The sequence below is a fragment of the Streptomyces kanasensis genome, assembly GCF_043077165.1.
In the GTDB taxonomy this organism is placed as follows: domain Bacteria; phylum Actinomycetota; class Actinomycetes; order Streptomycetales; family Streptomycetaceae; genus Streptomyces; species Streptomyces changanensis.
On sequence record NZ_JBIBSF010000005.1, the window covers coordinates 109,453 to 128,658 of the forward strand.

13 protein-coding genes and 1 riboswitch are annotated in these 19,206 nt (G+C 73.8%); of the genes, 10 read left to right on the top strand and 3 right to left on the bottom strand.

Annotation, left to right across the window (positions count from 1 at the left end):
- Window positions 1-131 precede the first annotated feature (131 nt).
- Window positions 132-1,034 (bottom strand): SIS domain-containing protein, encoded by a 903-nt coding sequence (locus ACF053_RS14605; RefSeq protein WP_391954203.1) that lies wholly within the window; start codon window positions 1,032-1,034, stop codon window positions 132-134.
- Window positions 1,035-1,204: 170 nt separating this feature from the next.
- Between ACF053_RS14605 and ACF053_RS14610 the strand changes: the two genes are divergently transcribed.
- The 3 genes from ACF053_RS14610 (at window position 1,205) to otsB (ending at window position 4,123) form a co-directional block, all read left to right on the top strand.
- The gene (locus ACF053_RS14610) at window positions 1,205-2,488 is read left to right on the top strand and encodes an ABC transporter substrate-binding protein (RefSeq protein WP_391954204.1); all 1,284 of its coding nucleotides are present in this window, start codon (window positions 1,205-1,207) and stop codon (window positions 2,486-2,488) included.
- Window positions 2,489-2,502: 14 nt separating this feature from the next.
- Window positions 2,503-2,739, top strand: coding sequence for a DUF3263 domain-containing protein (locus ACF053_RS14615; RefSeq protein ID WP_058944171.1), 237 nt, complete (start codon window positions 2,503-2,505; stop codon window positions 2,737-2,739).
- Between the two features lie 532 nt (window positions 2,740-3,271).
- Window positions 3,272-4,123, top strand: a complete 852-nt coding sequence (gene otsB / locus ACF053_RS14620) for a trehalose-phosphatase (protein ID WP_391954205.1) — start codon at window positions 3,272-3,274, stop codon at window positions 4,121-4,123.
- A gap of 103 nt (window positions 4,124-4,226) precedes the next feature.
- Here otsB and ACF053_RS14625 read toward each other — a convergent pair whose 3' ends face one another.
- Both ACF053_RS14625 and ACF053_RS14630 read right to left on the bottom strand, forming a co-directional pair.
- The gene (locus ACF053_RS14625) at window positions 4,227-5,606 is read right to left on the bottom strand and encodes an alpha,alpha-trehalose-phosphate synthase (UDP-forming) (RefSeq protein ID WP_391954206.1); all 1,380 of its coding nucleotides are present in this window, start codon (window positions 5,604-5,606) and stop codon (window positions 4,227-4,229) included.
- A gap of 59 nt (window positions 5,607-5,665) precedes the next feature.
- Window positions 5,666-6,622, bottom strand: a complete 957-nt coding sequence (locus ACF053_RS14630) for a glucosyl-3-phosphoglycerate synthase (RefSeq protein WP_391954207.1) — start codon at window positions 6,620-6,622, stop codon at window positions 5,666-5,668.
- Window positions 6,623-6,769: 147 nt separating this feature from the next.
- A riboswitch (SAM riboswitch) is annotated at window positions 6,770-6,918 on the top strand.
- 18 nt (window positions 6,919-6,936) lie between these two features.
- Here ACF053_RS14630 and thrC point away from each other — a divergent pair.
- The 7 genes from thrC to ACF053_RS14665 all read left to right on the top strand — a co-directional run bounded on the left by thrC (window position 6,937) and on the right by ACF053_RS14665 (window position 19,195).
- Window positions 6,937-8,229 carry a threonine synthase gene (thrC, locus tag ACF053_RS14635; protein ID WP_391954208.1) on the top strand — a complete coding sequence of 431 codons (1,293 nt, stop codon included), beginning with the start codon at window positions 6,937-6,939 and terminating at the stop codon, window positions 8,227-8,229.
- 20 nt (window positions 8,230-8,249) lie between these two features.
- Entirely contained in the window at window positions 8,250-8,528 is a 279-nt protein-coding gene (locus tag ACF053_RS14640) for a MoaD/ThiS family protein (protein WP_058945334.1), read from the top strand.
- 440 nt (window positions 8,529-8,968) lie between these two features.
- Window positions 8,969-9,172 (top strand): cold-shock protein, encoded by a 204-nt coding sequence (locus ACF053_RS14645; protein WP_010474007.1) that lies wholly within the window; start codon window positions 8,969-8,971, stop codon window positions 9,170-9,172.
- A 1,270-nt stretch (window positions 9,173-10,442) separates the two neighbouring features.
- Window positions 10,443-12,065, top strand: coding sequence for a chaperonin GroEL (gene groL / locus ACF053_RS14650; protein ID WP_058945335.1), 1,623 nt, complete (start codon window positions 10,443-10,445; stop codon window positions 12,063-12,065).
- Between the two features lie 315 nt (window positions 12,066-12,380).
- A complete protein-coding gene (locus ACF053_RS14655) occupies window positions 12,381-16,436 on the top strand; it encodes a polymorphic toxin-type HINT domain-containing protein (RefSeq protein WP_391954209.1) in 4,056 nt (1,351 codons plus the stop codon).
- Window positions 16,437-16,497: 61 nt separating this feature from the next.
- Entirely contained in the window at window positions 16,498-16,959 is a 462-nt protein-coding gene (locus ACF053_RS14660) for a hypothetical protein (RefSeq protein ID WP_391954210.1), read from the top strand.
- Window positions 16,960-17,077: 118 nt separating this feature from the next.
- The gene (locus ACF053_RS14665) at window positions 17,078-19,195 is read left to right on the top strand and encodes a trypsin-like serine protease (RefSeq protein WP_391954211.1); all 2,118 of its coding nucleotides are present in this window, start codon (window positions 17,078-17,080) and stop codon (window positions 19,193-19,195) included.
- Window positions 19,196-19,206 lie beyond the last annotated feature (11 nt).

Below are 19,206 nucleotides of genomic sequence, written 5' to 3' on the forward strand. Positions count from 1 at the left end.
CTTCGTGGATTGTTGCCGCAGCATACAAATCGGACGAGCGGATGATCGGGGGGCGGCCGCGGGGCGACGGACCGCCCGCCGGCGGCGGCGCCGCCGCCGGGTGGCCGTACCGGCGGAGGAGGCCACCCGGGTCAGGAGAGGATCACGCTCCGCGTGAGGTGGCGCGGCCGGTCCGGGTCGCTGCCGCGCGCCTCCGCCAGGGCCACGGCGAGCCGCTGGGCCCGCACCAGGTCGGCCATCGGGTCCGCCGAGGCGTGGGCGTGCAGCGTGCCGCCCACCCGGGCGACGTCGGCCGCCAGCCCCTCCGGCAGGGCGCCGAACACCCACGTCACCCGGCCGGGCCCGGTGATCGAGATCGGGCCGTGGCGGTACTCCATCGCCGGGTACGCCTCCGTCCAGGCGCCCGCCGCCTCCCGCATCTTCAGCCCCGCCTCCAGTGCCAGCCCGTAGGTCCAGCCGCGTCCGAGGAACGTCCACTGGTCGGCCGCCAGCACGGCCTCCGGCAGCGGTTCCGTCACGGCCAGCTCCGCGTCGACCGCCGCGAGCTCGACCGGCTTCACCCCCGGTACGGGACCGAGGCCCGCGCGCAGGAACGCCAGTGCCGTCGTCGCGAACCGCGTCTGCACCACCGAGTCCTCGTCCGCCCAGTCCAGCACGGCCACCGCGTCGGCGGCGTCCACCACCGGCGTCGCCGCGTCCGCCGTCAGCGCCGCCGTGCGCGTCGTCCCGCGCACCCGCGCCAGCAGCTCCAGCACCTCCGTCGTCGTCCCGGACCGGGTGATCGCCACGACCCGGTCGTACGCCGCGGCCCGGCCGACCGGGAACTCGGACGCGGCGAACGCGTCCGTCTCGCCCTCCCCGGCCGCCTCGCGCAGCGCCGCGTAGGCGATGGCCATGAACCAGGACGTGCCGCAGCCGGTCACGGCGACGCGCTCGCCCGGTCGCGGAAGCACATCCGGGGACCCGGCGGCGGCCCGCACGGCGCGGCGCCAGCAGCTCGGCTGGGTGGTGATCTCGGCGGCTGTACGGGACATGCGCGGGCTCCCACTGTCGTCGTCTGCGAACGCTCCGGAACGTACCCATCGGTAAGCGCCCGGTCGTCGGGCGTTGCGAAAGCGATACCAAGGAACCCCGGTGGTTTAGACCTAGGTGTAGACCTCCTATCCTGCCGGGAAGCGAATTCGCGTTCGACGTGGAGCAAAGGGTGGGTAAGGCAGTGCGCCGCTACAAGGGACTGACCGCGGCGATGGCCGCACTGACGATCACGGCGACCCTGTCGGGCTGCGGAGCGGATTCCGCCGGAGAGGTCACCCTGAAGCTGGTCGCCGCCGACTACGGCAACAGCAACGCCAACACGTCGCAGAAGTACTGGGACGAGCTGGCCCGCGCGTACGAGAAGAAGACGCCCGGCGTGAAGATCGACGTCACCGTCCTGTCCTGGAAGGACGTCGACCGCGAGGTCGCCGAGATGGTCGACCGCGGCGAGGCGCCGGACATGGCGCAGATCGGCGCGTACGCGGACCACGCGCGGGCGGGCCGGCTCTACTCCGCCGACACCCTCCTCTCCGTCCCCACGCAGGCGAACTTCCTGCCCATGCTGCGGCAGGCCGGCGAGGTGGACCGGGCCCAGTACGGCATGCCGTTCGGCGCCAGCACCCGGATGCTCTTCTTCAACGAGAAGCTCTTCCAGGCGGCCGGCGCCACGCCGCCCGGCAGCTGGGACGAGCTGCAGAAGGCGGCCCAGAAGCTGAAGGCCAAGGACGTGAAGTACCCCTACGCGCTGCCGCTCGGGCCCGAGGAGTCCCAGGCCGAGACCATGATGTGGCTGCTCGGCGGTGGCGGCGGCTACCGGGACACGACCGGCACCGCGTACCAGATCGACTCGCCCGCGAACGTCGAGACGTTCGGCTGGCTGAAGAAGGAACTCGTCGGCAAGGGCCTCACCGGCCCCGTCGCCCCCGGCGAACTCGACCGGCAGGAGGCGTTCGACGCCTTCGTCCGCGGCGAGGTCGGCATGCTCAACGGCCACCCGACGCTGATGGCGACCGCCGAGAAGGCCGGGGTGGAGGTCGGCACGGTGCCGCTGCCCGGCGTCGCCGGCAAGTCCAAGGCGACGCTCGGCGTGGCCGACTGGATGATGGCGTTCAAGCAGAACGGCCACCGCAAGGAGATAGGCGACTTCCTGGACTTCGTGTACCAGGACAAGAACGTCATGGCCTTCTCCGACCGGTACGACCTGCTCCCCGTCACCGTCTCCGCGAGCGACGCCATGGAGGCGGACGAGCAGCACGCCGCGATGCGGCCGTTCCTGGAGGAGCTGGCCGGCTCGGAGCTGTACCCCGTCGGCGACACCTCGTGGGCGCGGGTGAGCGAGAGCGTGAAGAAGAACATCGGCCGGGCCGTCGCCCCCGGCGGCGAGCCGCGCGCCGTCCTGGAGCAGATCGCCCGGGACGCCCGGTCGGCCCAGGCCTCGGCGTCGGCGCGGTAGCTTAAGTTGCTGATATGACCGAACGCCCCGCACTCGACGACCGCGCCCGCGCGGTCCTGGCCATGGAACGGCGCTCCTGGCCGGGGCCGGGGGCGAAGGAACGGGCGATCCGCGAGCAGCTGGACCTCTCGCCGGTCCGGTACTACCAGCTGCTGAACGCCCTCCTCGACGACGAGCGCGCCCTCGCCCACGACCCGGTCACGGTCAACCGCCTCCGCCGCCTGCGCGCCACCCGGGAATCCCACCGCTGACCCACCGCGGCGGGGGCACGCGGGGGGCCCGGGCTCGCCGGAACCGCACCGCGGACGCGCCGGATACCCGCCCCTCCCCGGAAACTCCGGACGCCCGTCCACCGTGGGACGCCCCGGCGCCCCGGCCTCGCCGGAGGCGCCAGGGCTCGCCTGCCCGCGCGCCCCGCCAGGGCGGTTCCTCCGCGGCCGTGGGAGCGTCCCGGAGCGCGGGGGGCTGTGGCCGCCATCCCTTCGCGGGCTGTGCGTTCCGCTACGGCGGTGGGGACGCCGTGGGGTGCGGGACGGCCGCCGGCCGCGGGCGGGTGGCCCCGGGGGGTTCGCGGCGGGTGCCGGAGGTGTCGGTCGCCCCGCGCGGTCCCGTCCTCCCGCCACCCCGGCGGGTGCTCCGCGACCGGGAGCGGTCCGGTGAGGGCTTCGGCGCGGGGGCGTCCCGGGCGGGACGGGTGACGCGGTGGCGCGTCGGCGGTGGGGGACCGGGCGTGGCCGGGGTGGGGAGGTGTGTCCCGGGGGCGTACGGGATAGGTACGCACACATGTCCAGTTACCCGGATGACAGCCTTCCCGTGCCCGCCACGGCCGCCGGCCGTGAGGGCCTGGCCGCGATCCTGGCGCGGCCCCGCACCGCCGTCGTGGCCGTCGACTTCGACGGGACCCTCGCGCCGATCGTCGCCGACCCCGAGCAGGCCCGCGCCCACCCGGACGCCGTGCCCGCGCTCGCCGAGCTGGCCCCGGGCGTCGGCTCCGTCGCGGTGGTCACCGGGCGCCCGGCCGGCGTCGCGGTCCGGTACGGCGGCTTCGCCGGGGTGCCGGGCCTGGACCGCCTCGTCGTCCTCGGCCACTACGGCGCCGAACGCTGGGACGCCCGCACCGGCGAGGTCCGCGCCGCCCCCGAGCACCCGGGCGTCGCGGCGGTGCGCGCCGAACTGCCCGGCGTCCTGGAGCGGGCCGGCGCGTGGCCCGGGACGTGGATCGAGGAGAAGGGCCGCGCGGTCGCCGTCCACACGCGCCGCGCGACCGACCCGCAGGCGGCGTTCGACGCCCTGGTGGACCCCCTCGCCGACCTGGCCACCCGGCACGGGCTCGTCGTGGAACCGGGCCGCATGGTCCTGGAGCTGCGCCCGCCCGGGATGGACAAGGGCGAGGCGCTCCTGGAGCACGTGCGCGCCACGGGCGCCGGGGCGGTCCTGTACGCGGGGGACGACCTCGGCGACCTGCCGGCCTTCGCCGCGGTGGAGAAGCTCCGCGCCGAGGGCGTCCCGGGCCTGCTGGTGTGCAGCGGCAGCGACGAGGTGAGCACCCTCGCCGCCCGCGCCGACCTCACCCTCCCGGGCCCGGCCGCGGTGGTCGGCTTCCTCGCCTCCCTGGCCCGCGCCCTCCCCCACTGACCGAACGGTCCCGGCGACGCGCACGCGCAGGCGCGCGCACGGCGAACGGCCCCGGCACGCGCCGGGGCCGTTCGCCGTGCGCGCGGGCGGGGGCCCGCCGCGGTCACAGGGCGCGCAGGGCCTCCAGCTGGTCGAGGAACCAGCGCTGCGGCGGGAGGGCGGTGGCCGCGGCGGCGAGGCGCTCGGTGCGTTCGGCGCGTTCGGCGGCCGGCATGGAGAGCGCCTCGTGCAGGGCCCGGGCGGTGCCGGTGACGTCGTACGGGTTGACCGTCACCGCGGCGTCGCCGAGCTCCTCGTGCGCCCCGGCCTCGCGGGACAGGACCAGGGCGCAGCCCCCGTCGGAGACGACCGGGACCTCCTTGGCGACCAGGTTCATGCCGTCCCTGATGGGGTTGACCAGCGCCACGTCGGCGAGGCGGTACGCGGCGAGGGAGCGGGCGAAGTCGTCCTTCACGTGGAGCAGGACCGGCGTCCAGCCGTCCGTGCCGTACGCGGTGTTGATCTCGTCCGCCAGCCGGGAGACCTCCGCGGTGTACTCCCGGTACACGGCGAGGTCCTGTCGGGAGGGGTAGGCGAAGGCGATGTGGACGACCCGCTCGCGCCACTCGGGGTGCTCCTCCAGCAGCGCCCGGTAGGAGAGCAGGCCGCGCACGATGTTCTTCGACAGCTCCGTGCGGTCCACGCGGATGACGGTCTTCCGGTCCGCCCCGCCGATCTGCTCCCGCAGCGTCGCCATGCGGTCCTCGACGTCCGCCTCGCGCGAGCGGGCGCGCAGGAATGCGGCGTCGGCGCCCAGGCCGTGCACGCCGATCCGCGTGTCGCCCGTGCCGCCGACGAGCCGCTCGCAGCAGGCGGCGAAGGAGTCCGCCCAGCGGCGGGTGAGGAAGCCGAGCCGGTCCGCGCCGAGCATGCCGCGCAGCAGCTCGCGGGCAACGTCGTCCGGGAGCATGCCGAAGTAGTCCGGCGGCGCCCACGGGGTGTGCGAGAAGTGGCCGATGCGCAGGTCGGGGCGGAGCTCGCGGAGCATGCCGGGGGCCAGCGCGAGGTGGTAGTCCTGGATGAGGACCGCCGCGCCCGGGGCCGCCTCCGCCGCGAGCGCCTCGGCGAAGGCGCGGTTGTACGTCCGGTACGCCTCCCAGCGCGTGCGGAACTCCGCGTCGAAGGCCGGCTCCAGGGGGGTCTGGTAGAGCATGTGGTGCACGAACCACAGCACGGAGTTGGCGATGCCGTTGTAGGCGGCGGCGTGCGTCTCCGCGTCGATGTCCAGCATGCGGACGCCCGTCTCGCCGACGCCCCGGCGCACCGCCTCGCGGTCGCCGTCGCCCAGCGCGGCGCACACCCACACCGCGCCCGCGTCGGGCCCGATCGCGGAGAGCCCGGAGACCAGGCCCCCGCCACCGCGCCTCGCCTCCAGCTCGCCGTCCTCCCGCAGCGCGTAGCTGACCGGACCGCGATTCGATGCCACCAGGATGTCCGAGACCATGAGGCCAACCTAGCCCGCGCCGGAAACGCTCAAACGTGCGGAAACGAACCCGCCGGCCGTCAGGCCACCCGGCGCTTCCGCACGTACTCCGCCACCTCGACCATCGGCGGGCGCTCCTCCGTGTCCACCGGGTGGGTACGCGGCGCGAACCCCGCCTCGGTGCGCTCGAACTGCGTCAGCCGCGGCCGCACCAGGTGCCCGCGCGACAGCCGCAGCTGGGCCGTGCGGTAGATCGCCGCGGCCATCCGCCCCAGCGCCCGGTCGTCCTGGTGGCGGTGGAGGCGCACGCCCACGTCGACCTGCGCCAGCGCGTCCAGCCCCACCAGGTGCAGCGCGTCCACCAGCAGCGCCAGTTCCACGCCGTACCCCACCGGGAAGGGCAGCCGCTCCAGCAGCGAGCGGCGGGCCGCGTACTCCCCGCCGAGCGGCTGGACGAACCCGGCCAGCTGCGGCCAGTGCAGGTTCAGCAGGGGCCGCGCGACCAGCTCCGTCACCCGTCCGCCCTGCCCGGCGGCCGGTCCGGAGCCGAGCGGCCGGTCGTACGTGGCCTTCACGAACTCGACGTCCGGGTCGGTGAGCAGCGGCCCCATGATGCCCGTCACGAAGTCGGCGCGGAACTCGCGCAGGTCGGCGTCGACGAAGCACACCACGTCCCCGCCGGTCACCAGCAGGGAGCGCCACAGCACCTCGCCCTTGCCCGGGACGGCGGGTATCCGCGGCAGCACGTCGTCCCGCGCCACCACGCGCGCGCCGGCCGCCGCGGCGACCTCGGCCGTGCGGTCGGTCGAGCCGGAGTCGAGGACGACGAGCTCGTCGACGAGCGGCACCGCCTCCGACATCAGCTCCCGCCGGATCACGGTGACGATCTCGCCGACCGTCGCCTCCTCGTCCAGCGCGGGCAGGACGACGCTCACCGTCGTGCCGCGGGCCCGCTTGGCGGCGAGCAGCCGGTCCAGGGGCCGGTCGGCCACGGACCAGGACCGCCGCTCCAGCCAGCGCTCCACCTCTTCCAGCACGCGCGCCTCTCCTCGGGTCGTTCCATAACCGCAGGTGATCCATCTCGTAGGTCGGACGCCCCTCTCGGACGCCGGCCCCTTCGGTTACAGTCTTGAACAACGCGTGAGACGCCCGCATGCCGGGGTCCCACGCCGACAACCACATACCGCTCATCCAGAGGGGCAGAGGGAAACGGCCCGATGAAGCCCCGGCAACCCTCCAGTCGGTCTCGCACGCGCACGTGCCGCGAGGTCCCCGGCTAGGGAAGGTGCCAAATCCGTCTCACGGCGAAAGACGCCAGTGAGAAAGATGAGGAGAAAGGGCCTCGCCTCCCATGGCTGTGCAGACCACCGCACCCACCAGCGCCACCTCCGTCGACCTCGGCCCCGCCGCCGGACTCTCCTGTCGCGAATGCGGTGAGCGCTTCGCGCTCGGCCCGATCTTCGCCTGCGAGTTCTGTTTCGGCCCCCTCGAAGTGGCCTACCACCTCCCGGCCGGCGACCCGGAGGAGCTGCGCAAGCGGATCGAGGCCGGCCCGGCCAACATCTGGCGCTACGCCCCCCTCCTGCCCGTCCCGGCCGACGTCGCCGACAAGCCCAACCTGAACCCCGGCTGGACGCCCCTCGTGCGGGCCGACAACCTCGCCCGCGAGCTGGGCGTCGAGCCCGGCAAGCTGTTCGTCAAGGACGACTCCGGGAACCCGACCCACTCCTTCAAGGACCGCGTGGTCGCCCAGGCCCTGGAGGCCGCCCGCGCCTTCGGCTTCACCACCCTGTCCTGCTCCTCCACGGGCAACCTCGCGGGCGCGGTGGGCGCCGCCGCCGCCCGCGCCGGCTTCCGCTCGTGCGTGTTCATCCCGCACGACCTGGAGCAGGGCAAGGTCGTCATGGCCGCGGTCTACGGCGGCGACCTCGTCGGCATCGAGGGCACGTACGACGACGTCAACCGCTTCTGCTCGGAGCTCATCGGCGACCCGCTCGGCGAGGGCTGGGGCTTCGTCAACGTCAACCTCCGCCCGTACTACGCCGAGGGCTCCAAGACCCTCGCGTACGAGATCTGCGAGCAGCTCGGGTGGCGGCTCCCCGACCAGCTGGTGATCCCGATCGCGTCCGGCTCGCAGCTGACGAAGATCGACAAGGGGCTGCAGGAGCTGATCCGGCTGGGCCTGGTCGAGGACAAGCCGTACAGGATCTTCGGCGCCCAGGCGGAGGGCTGCTCCCCGGTGTCGGCCGCCTTCAAGGCCGGCCACGACGTCGTGCGCCCGCAGAAGCCGAACACGATCGCCAAGTCGCTCGCCATCGGCAACCCGGCGGACGGACCGTACGTCCTCGACATCGCCCGCCGCACCGGCGGCGCGGTGGAGGACGTCGACGACGCGCAGGTCGTCGACGCGATCAAGCTGCTGGCCCGCACCGAGGGCATCTTCGCCGAGACGGCGGGCGGCGTGACGGTGGGCGTGACGCGCAAGCTCGTCGAGCAGGGCCTCCTCGACCCGACCCTCACCACCGTCGTCCTCAACACCGGCGACGGCCTCAAGACCCTGGACGCGGTCGCCCCGACGACCGGTCCCACCGCGACCATCCGCCCGAGCCTGGACGCGTTCCGGGACGCCGGCCTCGCCCACTGACCCCCCGGGAGACACGAAACATGAGCGTCAACGTCCGCATCCCCACCATCCTCCGCACGTACACGGACGGCCGGTCCGAGGTCGAGGCCGAGGGGGCCACCCTCGCCGAGGTCATCGAGTCCCTGGAGAAGAACCACCCGGGCATCGCCGCGCGCGTCCTCGACGACCAGGGGCAGCTGCGCCGCTTTGTGAACGTCTACGTCAACGACGACGACGTCCGCTTCGAGGGCGGGCTCGCCACGTCGACCCCCGACGGCGCGGGCGTCTCGATCATTCCGGCGGTAGCGGGCGGTTGCTGAGTTCCCTTCCGCTTTTCTCCGTTGCCCCCTCCGCCGACAAAAGCGGAGGGGGCAATTCTGCATGGTTGAGCGCGGTAGGGTTGGGGAAGTCCCCGCCGCCGCCTGTGCCACGTGCATATGAGAATGCGCCCGGCCGCGACAAGATGTAGCCAAAGTAGCGTCGTTTCTTGCGAACTTTGCGCCGTTTGCCCGGCCCGACTTGCCCGGGGTTATGACCATTGTGGACAGGTTCTCCCTTCGCCGGTGCTCGGAATTCTCGTCCGATTGACCTGTTGCAGAGGGCAGTTGGGCAGATACATTCAGCCGCGGTCGACGCGTTCCGGCGCACGCTCCTGGGGCGTCCCCGGCTCGGAGAGCCAGGGGTTCGGTCAGTGGGCGAGGTCTGACCCGGGTCCGCGAAGTGCGGTCCTGTGCAAGGGCCAGTAATAGGGGAGTTAGGCATGGCTCAGGGCACCGTCAAGTGGTTCAACGCGGAGAAGGGGTACGGCTTCATCGCGGTCGACGGTGGTGCGGATGTTTTCGTCCACTACAGCGCGATCCAGATGGATGGGTACCGCACCCTTGAGGAGGGCCAGCGGGTCGAGTTCGAGATCTCGCAGGGTCAGAAGGGTCCGCAGGCGGACATGGTCAAGATCGCCGTCTAGGTACGACGCGTCCGGCCAACGGCATGGCGACGGAGGGCCCGCACCCCGGCACCGGGGTGCGGGCCCTCCGCCCGTCCCGGGGACCGGCAGGTCCCCCGCGCCCGGACCGGGCCCGAACCGCGCCCGCGCACGCCCGGGTGCCGCGCACGGCCGGTGCCGCGACGGCCGGTGCCGGATGCCGCGCACTGCCCGGTGCCGGACGGGGCGCTCCAGGCCGCCACGCGGGTTCGCACCCGGGGTTGTGAGGGTGAGCGGCGCGGGGCCGTGCCCTTGGCCGGTACGCCCCGGCCGGTACGCCCCCACCGCCGCGCGGGGTCGCGCCGCCCGGGTGGGTGGGGGTGGGTGCTACGGGGCCGCCCCGGCTGACGGGCAAGCCCCCAGGTCGATGCGCCCGGCCGGCACGCCCTGCGGCCGCGCGGGGGTCGCACCCGGGGTGCCTGAGGGCGGGCGGTGCGAGGCCGCGCCCCCTCGGCGGGCGCGCCCCGTCGGCGCGTACGCGCCAGGTTCGTGCGCCCCCGGCCCGTACGAGCCCGCCGGCCGCCGGGTGTGTGAGGGGTGAGCGGTGCGGGGCCGCCCCCTCGGCGGGCGCGCCCCTCCGGTGCGCACGCCCCAGGTTCGTACGCCCCCACCGCCCGTACCGGACGGGGTCCGTGGCCCCGTCGCCCGCGTGCCGTGCCCGTTCCCGTGTGCCGCGCGCCGGTGCCCGTGCCCGGCCGCGCGGCGTGGTCCGCGGCCGTGTCCGGCGAACGCCGGCTCCGTCCGACCCGCGTCGTGCGCGTCGTGCGCGTGGGGCGGCGGTGGCCCCGCCGTGGGGGCGCGGGCTTTGGTGCCCCGCCGCGGGGCGCCTCCGGCACCCCTGCCGGGCCCGCGCGGTGCCGGCCGGCAGGGGTGCCGGTGCCCGGTGGTGTCCGGGGCGGGGCCGCGCCCCGGTGGTCCCCGGGTGCGCGCCGGCGCCGGTGGACGCGCCCCGCGCGCACGTCCGGTGGGGGCGCGCGGGGTGGTTCGCGGAGGGCGATCGCAGGCCCCGTCCCGGGGTGGGGCGCTTGCACTCTCCTAGGGCGAGTGCTAATCATTGGCATTAGCACTCTGAGAGTGAGAGTGACAACCAAGGACCTCGTGGGTGAGGCCCGCAGGGCGGCGTGGGGCAGGGAACCACGCGGCACACGGGCCGTCCGTCGCGGGCGCCAGCGCGGTCCGGAGCAATCCTTCCCCAAGCTCTCTACTGCGTCCGAGCAGGGGAGACCCCATCAGTCCGGGAGGACCACTTCACATGGCCAAGATCATCGCGTTCGACGAGGAGGCACGGCGCGGTCTCGAGCGCGGGATGAACCAGCTCGCCGACGCCGTCAAGGTCACCCTTGGTCCCAAGGGTCGCAACGTCGTCCTCGAGAAGAAGTGGGGCGCCCCCACGATCACCAACGATGGTGTGTCCATCGCCAAGGAGATCGAGCTCGAGGACCCGTACGAGAAGATCGGCGCCGAGCTGGTCAAGGAAGTCGCCAAGAAGACGGACGACGTCGCCGGTGACGGTACGACCACCGCGACCGTCCTCGCCCAGGCGCTCGTCCGCGAGGGTCTGCGCAACGTCGCCGCCGGCGCCAACCCGATGGCCCTGAAGCGCGGCATCGAGAAGGCCGTCGAGGCCGTCTCCGGTGCGCTGCTGGAGCAGGCGAAGGACGTGGAGACGAAGGAGCAGATCGCCTCCACCGCGTCCATCTCCGCCGCCGACACCCAGATCGGCGAGCTCATCGCCGAGGCCATGGACAAGGTCGGCAAGGAAGGCGTCATCACCGTCGAGGAGTCCAACACCTTCGGGCTCGAGCTCGAGCTCACCGAAGGTATGCGCTTCGACAAGGGTTACATCTCGGCGTACTTCGCGACCGACATGGAGCGCATGGAGGCCGTCCTCGAGGACCCCTACATCCTCATCGTCAACTCCAAGGTCTCCGCGGTGAAGGACCTCCTCCCGCTGCTGGAGAAGGTCATGCAGTCCGGCAAGCCGCTGCTGATCATCGCCGAGGACGTCGAGGGCGAGGCCCTGTCCACGCTGGTCGTCAACAAGATCCGCGGCACGTTCAAGTCCGTCGCCGTCAAGGCCCCGGGCTTCGGCGACCGCCGCAAGGCCATGCTCGGCGACATCGCCATCCTCACCGGTGGCCAGGTCATCTCCGAGGAGGTCGGCCTCAAGCTGGACAACGCCGGTCTCGACCTCCTGGGCCGCGCCCGCAAGGTCGTCATCACCAAGGACGAGACGACCATCGTCGACGGTGCCGGTGACAGCGAGCAGGTCGCGGGCCGCGTGAACCAGATCCGCGCCGAGATCGAGAACTCCGACTCGGACTACGACCGCGAGAAGCTCCAGGAGCGCCTCGCGAAGCTGGCCGGCGGCGTGGCCGTCATCAAGGCCGGCGCCGCCACCGAGGTGGAGCTCAAGGAGCGCAAGCACCGCATCGAGGACGCGGTGCGCAACGCCAAGGCCGCCGTCGAGGAGGGCATCGTCGCCGGTGGTGGCGTGGCCCTGCTCCAGGCGTCCAGCGTCTTCGACAAGCTGGAGCTGGAGGGCGACGAGGCCACCGGTGCCGCCGCCGTGAAGGCCGCCCTGGAGGCCCCGCTCAAGCAGATCGCCGTCAACGCCGGCCTCGAGGGCGGTGTCGTGGTGGAGAAGGTGCGCAACCTGACCCCGGGTCACGGCCTGAACGCCGCGACCGGCGAGTACGTCGACCTGGTCGCCGAGGGCATCATCGACCCGGCCAAGGTGACGCGCTCCGCGCTGCAGAACGCCGCGTCGATCGCCGCGCTGTTCCTCACCACCGAGGCCGTCATCGCCGACAAGCCGGAGAAGAACGCCGCGCCGGCCGGCGGCGGCATGCCGGGCGGTGACATGGACTTCTGATCCTTCACGGATCGGACCCGTCCAGAACGACGAAGGGCGGCACCCCTCTTGCGGGGGTGCCGCCCTCCGTCGTACCCGCACCCGTCCCGCACCCGTCACGCCCCCGCCGCCCCCTCGCCCCCCGTCCCCGCCGCCCCCGCCCCCGCCCCGTCACCCCCTCCCTCGGCTCCCGTCGAGCCCGACCCGGCACGGGCATGCGTGTGTTCGAATCCCGGCCCTGCGTCTGGATCTTGCCGGTTATGCTCACGGGGCGCTTTTTCCGAGCGCGTGAACCGGCCGGGACCAGGCCGGTCCGCTTGACGAGGGGATGTACAGGTGTACAGATCAGGGGGGAAGCGGGGACGCGCGCTGCGTGCGCTGTGCGTCGGCACGCTCTCCATGGCACTGGCCGCGGGGACCGTGGGCGTCGCCCCGGCCTTCGCGGACGAGCCCGTCGCGGGGGGTACCGCGACCGTGGACGGGAGTCCGCTCCCGGACACCGACCGCGGCCGGGTGGTGGAGCTGTGGAAGACCGGCGGGCCCGGCGTCAAGGCCGCCGCCGAGGCCGCGCTCATGGGGACCGACGCCGACGTGCGACGGTTCCTGGACAGCGAGAAGGCCCTCACGGAGCTGCACGACGACCGTGTGACCGCGCTTCAGATGATCTCGCTGGGCGGCAAGGGCGTCCGTGAGGCGGCGCAGGCCGCGCTCGGCGGGACGCCGCAGGACCTCGACGCCTTCCTGCGCACCGGCTGGCAGAAGCCGCTGGAGGACGACCAGCGCGTCGAGGTCGCCCGGCTGATGAACGAGGGCGGCCGCGGTGTCCGCGAGGCCGGCCAGGCCGCGCTCGCCGGCACCGTCGAGGACGTACGCCGGTTCCTCGACTACACGCAGCACAGCGCGCGCGAGGCCGACGACCGCGTGCAGCTGATGCAGATCATGGCGTCCGGCGGCGCCGCCACGAAGGCCGCCGCGTCGCTGGCCATGGAGGGCTCCGTCCACGACGTCCGGGAGTTCCTGGAGGTCGGACAGCACGTGGCGCGCGCCCGCGACAAGGAGCGCGCGACCGTCGCCGAGCTGGCCGCGCGGGCCAAGGCCGCCGGCGAGCAGGCCAAGCGGGAGACCGAGGCCGCCAAGGAGGCGTCCGCCCGCGCCGTCGCCGCCTCCAAGCTCGCCAAGGAGGCCGCGCTGAAGGCGGCCGAGGAGACCGAGGCGGCCCGCAAGGACTCCAAGCGCGCCGCGAACGCCGCCAACCGGGCCGCGACCGCCGCCCGGGGCGCCGCCGCCGCCGCGCAGCAGGCCATCAGCGCGGCCCGCGCCGCGAACGCCTCCGCCCGTGTCGCCGCCGCCGCCGCCTCGCAGGCCGCGTCGGCCGCCGCCGCGGCCGCGCAGGCCGCGTCGCGCGCCCGGGGCGCCGCCGCCGCGGCCGCCTCCGACGCCGGTGAGGCGTCCGCCGCCCGCAAGGCCGCCGAGGAGGCCCGCACCGCGGCGAAGGGCGCGAAGCTCGCGTCCGAGGCCGCCTTCCAGGCCGGTGTCGCCGCGCTCGCCGCCGGTGACGCCGCCAAGGCCGCCGTGAGCGCCGGTGCCAACGCCGACGCCGCCGCGAACGCCGCGACCCAGGCCAGCGGCCACGCCGACGCGGCCGGGGCGCACTCCGCCAAGGCCGCGTCCGCCGCCGCCGCGGCCCGCCGCCACGCCGCCGAGGCGACGCGCGCGGCGAACGCCGCCGAGAGCCTGGCCCGCGAGTCCGCGGCCGCCGCCTTCGAGGCGCGGGACGCCGCCAACGACGCCGCCGCGCACGCCGAGAAGGCCGCCGCGGCCGCCGACGAGGCAGCCAAGCACGCCGGTGACGCGACGAAGGCCGCCAAGGAGTCCACGGCGCACGCCGCCGAGGCGAAGAAGGCCGCCGACGTCGCCACCAACGCCGTGGTGAAGGCGCGCAAGATCTACGACCTGGCGCGCAAGTCGGAGCAGGAGGACCTCAACACCCGCACGGCGGCCGCGATCGAGCGGGCCAGGGACCTGAAGGCCGCCGACGACGAGCGCCGCAAGGCGCAGGCCGACAAGAACGCCGAGGCGGCGAAGCTCGTCGCCGAGGCCGACCGGTTGGCCGCCGAGGCGGCGAAGCCGGGCGCGGACGAGGTCGAGGTGGCCGCCAAGGGCCGCGCCGTCGCCGTCGCGACCATGAAGTACAGCGGCCCGTGGGCCACCGCCTCCGCCCAGGCGGCGCTGGCCGGTTCGGACTCCGCCGTCGTGGACTACGTCCGCGGCGGCCGCGCCCAGGCCGCCGAGATGGACGAGGTGGTGCGCGTCGAGCGCCTCGCCGACGAGGCCGAGTCGCCGACCGTCCGCGCGGCCGCGCTGAACACCCTCGGCGGTGACGCGGCGAAGGTCCGCGCGTTCCTCGCCACCGGGCAGCACGAGGCCGCGGCGGACGACTACCGGGTGCGCGTCATCGCGATCAGCGACGACGCGGGCAAGGGCGTCAACTCCGCCGCGCAGGCCGCGCTGAACGACGGCTCCTCGGAGAAGCTCCGCTCGTTCATCACCACCGGCCAGTACGCGGCGCGCACCGAGGACGAGCGCGTCCAGGCCGCGACGCTGGTCAACACCGGAGGCCCCGAGGTGAAGGCCGCCGCGCGGATCGCCCTGGAGGGCCCGCCGCAGCTGCTGCACCAGTTCATCGCGGTCGGCCAGTACAAGGCCAAGCGCAAGGACCAGCTCGCCGCGACCCATGTGGCGTCGGTCCAGCAGCTGATCGCGCAGGCCGCCGTCTCCGCCGCGATGGCCCAGCAGCAGGCCGCCGAGGCGGCCAGGGTCGCTGCCGTCGCCCGCAAGGCCGCCGCCGAGGCCACCGAGTGGGCCAAGAAGGCGAAGGCATCCGCCGACCAGGCGAAGGTCTACGCCGAGGACGCCCGCAAGTCCGCCGACGAGGCGCAGAAGTCCGCCGACGCGGCCGCCGCGTCCGCCAAGGCCGCGCGCGCCGCCGAGGCCGACGCGCACCAGGCCGCCCGCGAGGCCACCGCCTCCGCCGCCCGCGCCGCCGACTCCGCGGCGTCCGCCCGTTACTCCGCCGACGACGCCTGGGCCTCCGCGAACGCGGCCCGCGCCTCGGCGACCGCCGCCGGCAAGGACGCCGCGGCCGCCGAGCAGGCGTCGAAGGACGCGTACGCCGCGTTCATCGTCAAGCGCAAGGAGGAGGAGGCCGCGAAGCGGCGCGCCGAGGCGGAGGAGCGCCGGCGCATCAACGAGATGAAGGACAACGCCGCCATCGTCGCCGCCGCCAACGCGGAGGCCGAGGGCAGCGACGGCTGGGAGATCCTGTCGGAGACGGGTCACTTCCTCCTCGACGTCGGCGGTCTGGTCCCCGGCTTCGGCGAGGCCGCCGACGGCGCCAACTGCGCCTGGTACGGCGCCGAGGGCGACGCCCTGAACGCCGGCCTGTCCTGCGGCTCGGCCATCCCGATCGCCGGGTACGGCGCCTCCGCCGTCAAGTTCGGCAAGTGGGGCGACAAGGCCGTCGACTTCTTCAAGGGTCTCTTCGGCAAGGGCAGCCCGCCGCCGTGCAAGGTTCCCAACAGCTTCACCGCCACGACCCGGGTCGCGAAGGCCGACGGCACCAGCGCCCCCATCAGCACCATCCGCGTCGGCGACCGCGTCGTCGCCACCGACCCCGCCAGCGGCCGCACGGACGCCCGTGAGGTCGAGGACGTCATCGTCGGCCACGGCCGCAAGACCCTGGTCCGGCTGACCGTCGACACCGACGGCGACCGCGGCGACGCCACCGGCACCGTCACCGCCACCGGCAACCACCCGTTCTGGGCGGTCGACCGGCAGGCGTGGGTCGACGCGGGCGACCTCCGTCCGGGCGCCGACCTGCGCACCCCGGACGGCACCACCGTCGAGGTCGTCGGGACGCGCACGTGGACCGAGGCGGAGACGGTGTACAACCTGTCCGTCAAGGGCCTGCGCACCTACTACGCGCTCGCCGGCGACGCGCCGCTGCTCGTCCACAACTGCGGCAACCTGGACAAGGACTACAACATCGCCGGCGGCCACGCGAAGGACCACGTGGGCCTCGACGACCAGACCCTCAAGGACCGCGCGCCGACCCTCAAGGGCGGCAAGGCCTCCAGCCTCGACCCGGCCACGGCGCAGCAGAGGATCAACGACGTGATCGCCGACTTCGACCTCAACGCGTGGGCGCAGAAGAACCGCACCCGGGGCGCCGAGAGGATCATCAAGAAGAAGTTCGACAAGCCGATCGGGCGGGTCGCCGACAGCAACGGCAACGTCCAGGACGCGTACACGCTCGAACTGCTCATCCGGCGTGTCGACAAGAAGGACGGCCACAAGGGTGGGTGGATCGTCCACACCCTGATGGCCAGCTAGACACCCGGCGGCGGCCCCGGACGCTCACCGGGGCCGCCCGCCACCCGAGAAACGGAACCCCATGGCACACGACGAGATCCTGGCGTTCCTCCAGGAACTGGACCGCCTCCACGACCGGCTGCGCGGCCACACGAGCGAGCTGCTCCTCCACGGCGCCGCCCTCGGTGACCACCGGGAGCTCTCCCACGAGCTGCTCACCGACCGCCGCGAGGACGGCTCGGTCGAGGTGTCGCTGCTGCACCGCTTCGTGCTGGGCCTCACGCCCGACTACGGGCAGACCCACGAGGTCGACCTCGTCGCCCGGCTGACCGTCTCCACCCCCCACAGCTCCGCGCGCGTCGCCGTCGACGCCTTCCTGGACCAGCCCGTCGCCGACCTGCCCGAGGGCCCGTCCGTCCTCTGGGAACGGCGCGTCGACGGGGTCGGACTGGGGGAGGCGCTGCGCTTCCTCGGCACCGCCGTGGAGGAACTGCGCGGCCTGGAGAACCCCTTCGGGCCGCTGGCGGACCGGGACGGGAGCTAGCGGGCGGGACGCCCCCGCTCGGGGGGGCGTCCCGCCCCTGGCCCCGCCGATCGTCCGCACCTTCGTATCGCAATCGATTGGAACCCTCGTGTTCGGTAGATCCCACCGATCCGCCTGGATGACAGGCATCTTCACGGCCGGTGTCGCCACCGGCCTCCTCGGCACGGCCATACCCGCGAACGCGGTGGTCGGCGCCGCCGTCACCGACGCCTCGTACGCGTTCACCGCGAACCTGCAGATCGGCGAGGGCGAGAAGATGCGCGCCTGCTCGGGCGCGCTGATCGACGCCTCGTGGGTGCTCACCGCCGCCTCCTGCTTCGCGACGGACCCGCTTGCGGGCGGTGACGTCAAGGTCGGCAGGCCCGAGCTGAAGACGGTCGCCACCATCGGCCGCAACGACCTGATGGGGACGGGCGGCCACGTCAGCGAGGTCGTCGAGGTCATCCCGCGCGACGGCGGCGGCTCGGCCCTGGTGCGCCTGGCGACCCCGGCGACCGGCATCACCCCGGTACCGGTGGCCACCACGCCGGTGGCCCCCGGCCAGACCCTGAAGTCGGCCGGCTTCGGCCGCACGAGGACCGAGTGGCGGCCGGACCGGCTGCACACGGCGACCTTCGGCGTGGGCTCCGTCGACGCCCGGACCGTGGCCCTGACCGGCGCCACCGCGAACGACTCGATCTGCGCCGGCGACTCCGGCGGCCCGGTCCTGCGGGAGAGGACCGGGGGCGGCTTCGAGCTCGTCGGCGTCAGCACCCGCTCGTGGCAGGGCGGCTGCTTCGGCATGCCGGAGACGGAGACCCGCACCGGCGCGGTCGCCGCCCGCGTGGACGGCTTCGCCTTCCGCTCCCAGCTGGCCGCCGGCCAGCGCCTGCAGGCCGGGGACGTCCTCGTCTCGGCGACGGCCCGGCTGACGATGCGCGGCGACGGCGACCTCGTCGTCTCCGGCCGCGCCGGCAACGTCCTGTGGTCGACCGGCACGGCCGGCAACCCGGGCGCCACCGCCGTCCTCGGCGCGGACGGCAACCTCGTCGTGCGCGACGCCGCGGACACCACCACCCTGTGGCAGTCCGGCACCAGCGCCGCCGGTGGCTCCCTGGTCCTCCAGGACCGCGGCAACGTCGTCATCCGCACCTCCGCCGGCGCGACCGTGTGGTCCAGCGGCACCGCCGTCCGCAACGACCTCGACCTCGACGGCCGCAGCGACATGACGGCCTGGTACGACTTCAAGGAGGGTACGGACGCCACGTACACCTTCGGCGGCGGGGCCGACGGCCGGATCGGCGCCTTCACCAAGACGTACGCGTCGAAGGCGGGCGAGTGGCGCGCCGAGTACCAGAAGCGCGTCACGGGCGACTTCACCGGTGACGGCCGCAGCGACCTCGTCTTCGTCGAGGGCTACTCCGACACCAGCGTCAAGATGTTCCTCGCGACCGGCAAGGCGGACGGCACGCTCGCCCAGCCCGTCAAGGTGTGGGAGGTGCTCGCGAACCACGCGACCTTCCACTACAGCAACATGACGCCGCAGGCCGGTGACTTCAACGGCGACGGCCGCGAGGACGTCGCGCTGTGGAACGTCGACAAGACGACCGGCGTCACCAAGGTCTTCACCTTCACCGCCAACGCGACCGGCGGCTTCAACCGCATGCTGGAGTCCGAGTGGTCGGCGCCGTCCGGCACCTGGACCCGCGCCCGCGCGAAGTTCGTCACCGGTGACTTCAACGGTGACGGCCGCGACGAGCTCGGCGTGTTCTACGGCCAGGGTGACAACACCATCAAGCAGTACGTCTTCCCGACCACGGCCGCCGGTGCCTTCACCGCGCCGCAGGTCTGGTGGACCGGCCCCGCGGCCACCACGTACGACTGGAACAAGGCCCAGCCGCACGTCGGCGACTTCAACGGCGACCGCCTGGACGACCTGATGTTCTGGTACGACAACGGCAAGGTCACGGGCAACACCCTGCTGTCCACGAAGACGGCCTTCGGCCCGACGGTGAAGCTGTCGCTCAGCGGCGACCTGGACACCGCCTCCCTCCAGCTGGTCGTCGGCGACTACAACGGTGACGGCCGCGACGACCTCGGCGCGATGTACCACTACGCCTCGACCGGTGTCGTGAAGATGTGGTCCTGGACGGCGAGGCCGGACGCCGGCTTCAACAGCGCCCTGCTCGGCTGGGAGTCGAACCCGAACAGCTTCCTCTACTCGCAGACGCAGTTCGTGAAGCCCTACAGCGGCTGACCGACCACGCC

Bases quoted from the DNA above. Each gene is read 5' to 3' on its own strand.
- ACF053_RS14625 (WP_391954206.1), bottom strand. From the start codon at position 5,606: ATGGTCTCGGACATCCTGGTGGCATCGAATCGCGGTCCGGTCAGCTAC.
- ACF053_RS14640 (WP_058945334.1), top strand. From the start codon at position 8,250: ATGAGCGTCAACGTCCGCATCCCCACCATCCTCCGCACGTACACGGAC.
- ACF053_RS14660 (WP_391954210.1), top strand. From the start codon at position 16,498: ATGGCACACGACGAGATCCTGGCGTTCCTCCAGGAACTGGACCGCCTC.
- ACF053_RS14665 (WP_391954211.1), top strand. From the start codon at position 17,078: ATGACAGGCATCTTCACGGCCGGTGTCGCCACCGGCCTCCTCGGCACG.
- ACF053_RS14615 (WP_058944171.1), top strand. From the start codon at position 2,503: ATGACCGAACGCCCCGCACTCGACGACCGCGCCCGCGCGGTCCTGGCC.
- thrC (WP_391954208.1), top strand. From the start codon at position 6,937: ATGGCTGTGCAGACCACCGCACCCACCAGCGCCACCTCCGTCGACCTC.
- ACF053_RS14605 (WP_391954203.1), bottom strand. From the start codon at position 1,034: ATGTCCCGTACAGCCGCCGAGATCACCACCCAGCCGAGCTGCTGGCGC.
- otsB (WP_391954205.1), top strand. From the start codon at position 3,272: ATGTCCAGTTACCCGGATGACAGCCTTCCCGTGCCCGCCACGGCCGCC.
- ACF053_RS14645 (WP_010474007.1), top strand. From the start codon at position 8,969: ATGGCTCAGGGCACCGTCAAGTGGTTCAACGCGGAGAAGGGGTACGGC.
- groL (WP_058945335.1), top strand. From the start codon at position 10,443: ATGGCCAAGATCATCGCGTTCGACGAGGAGGCACGGCGCGGTCTCGAG.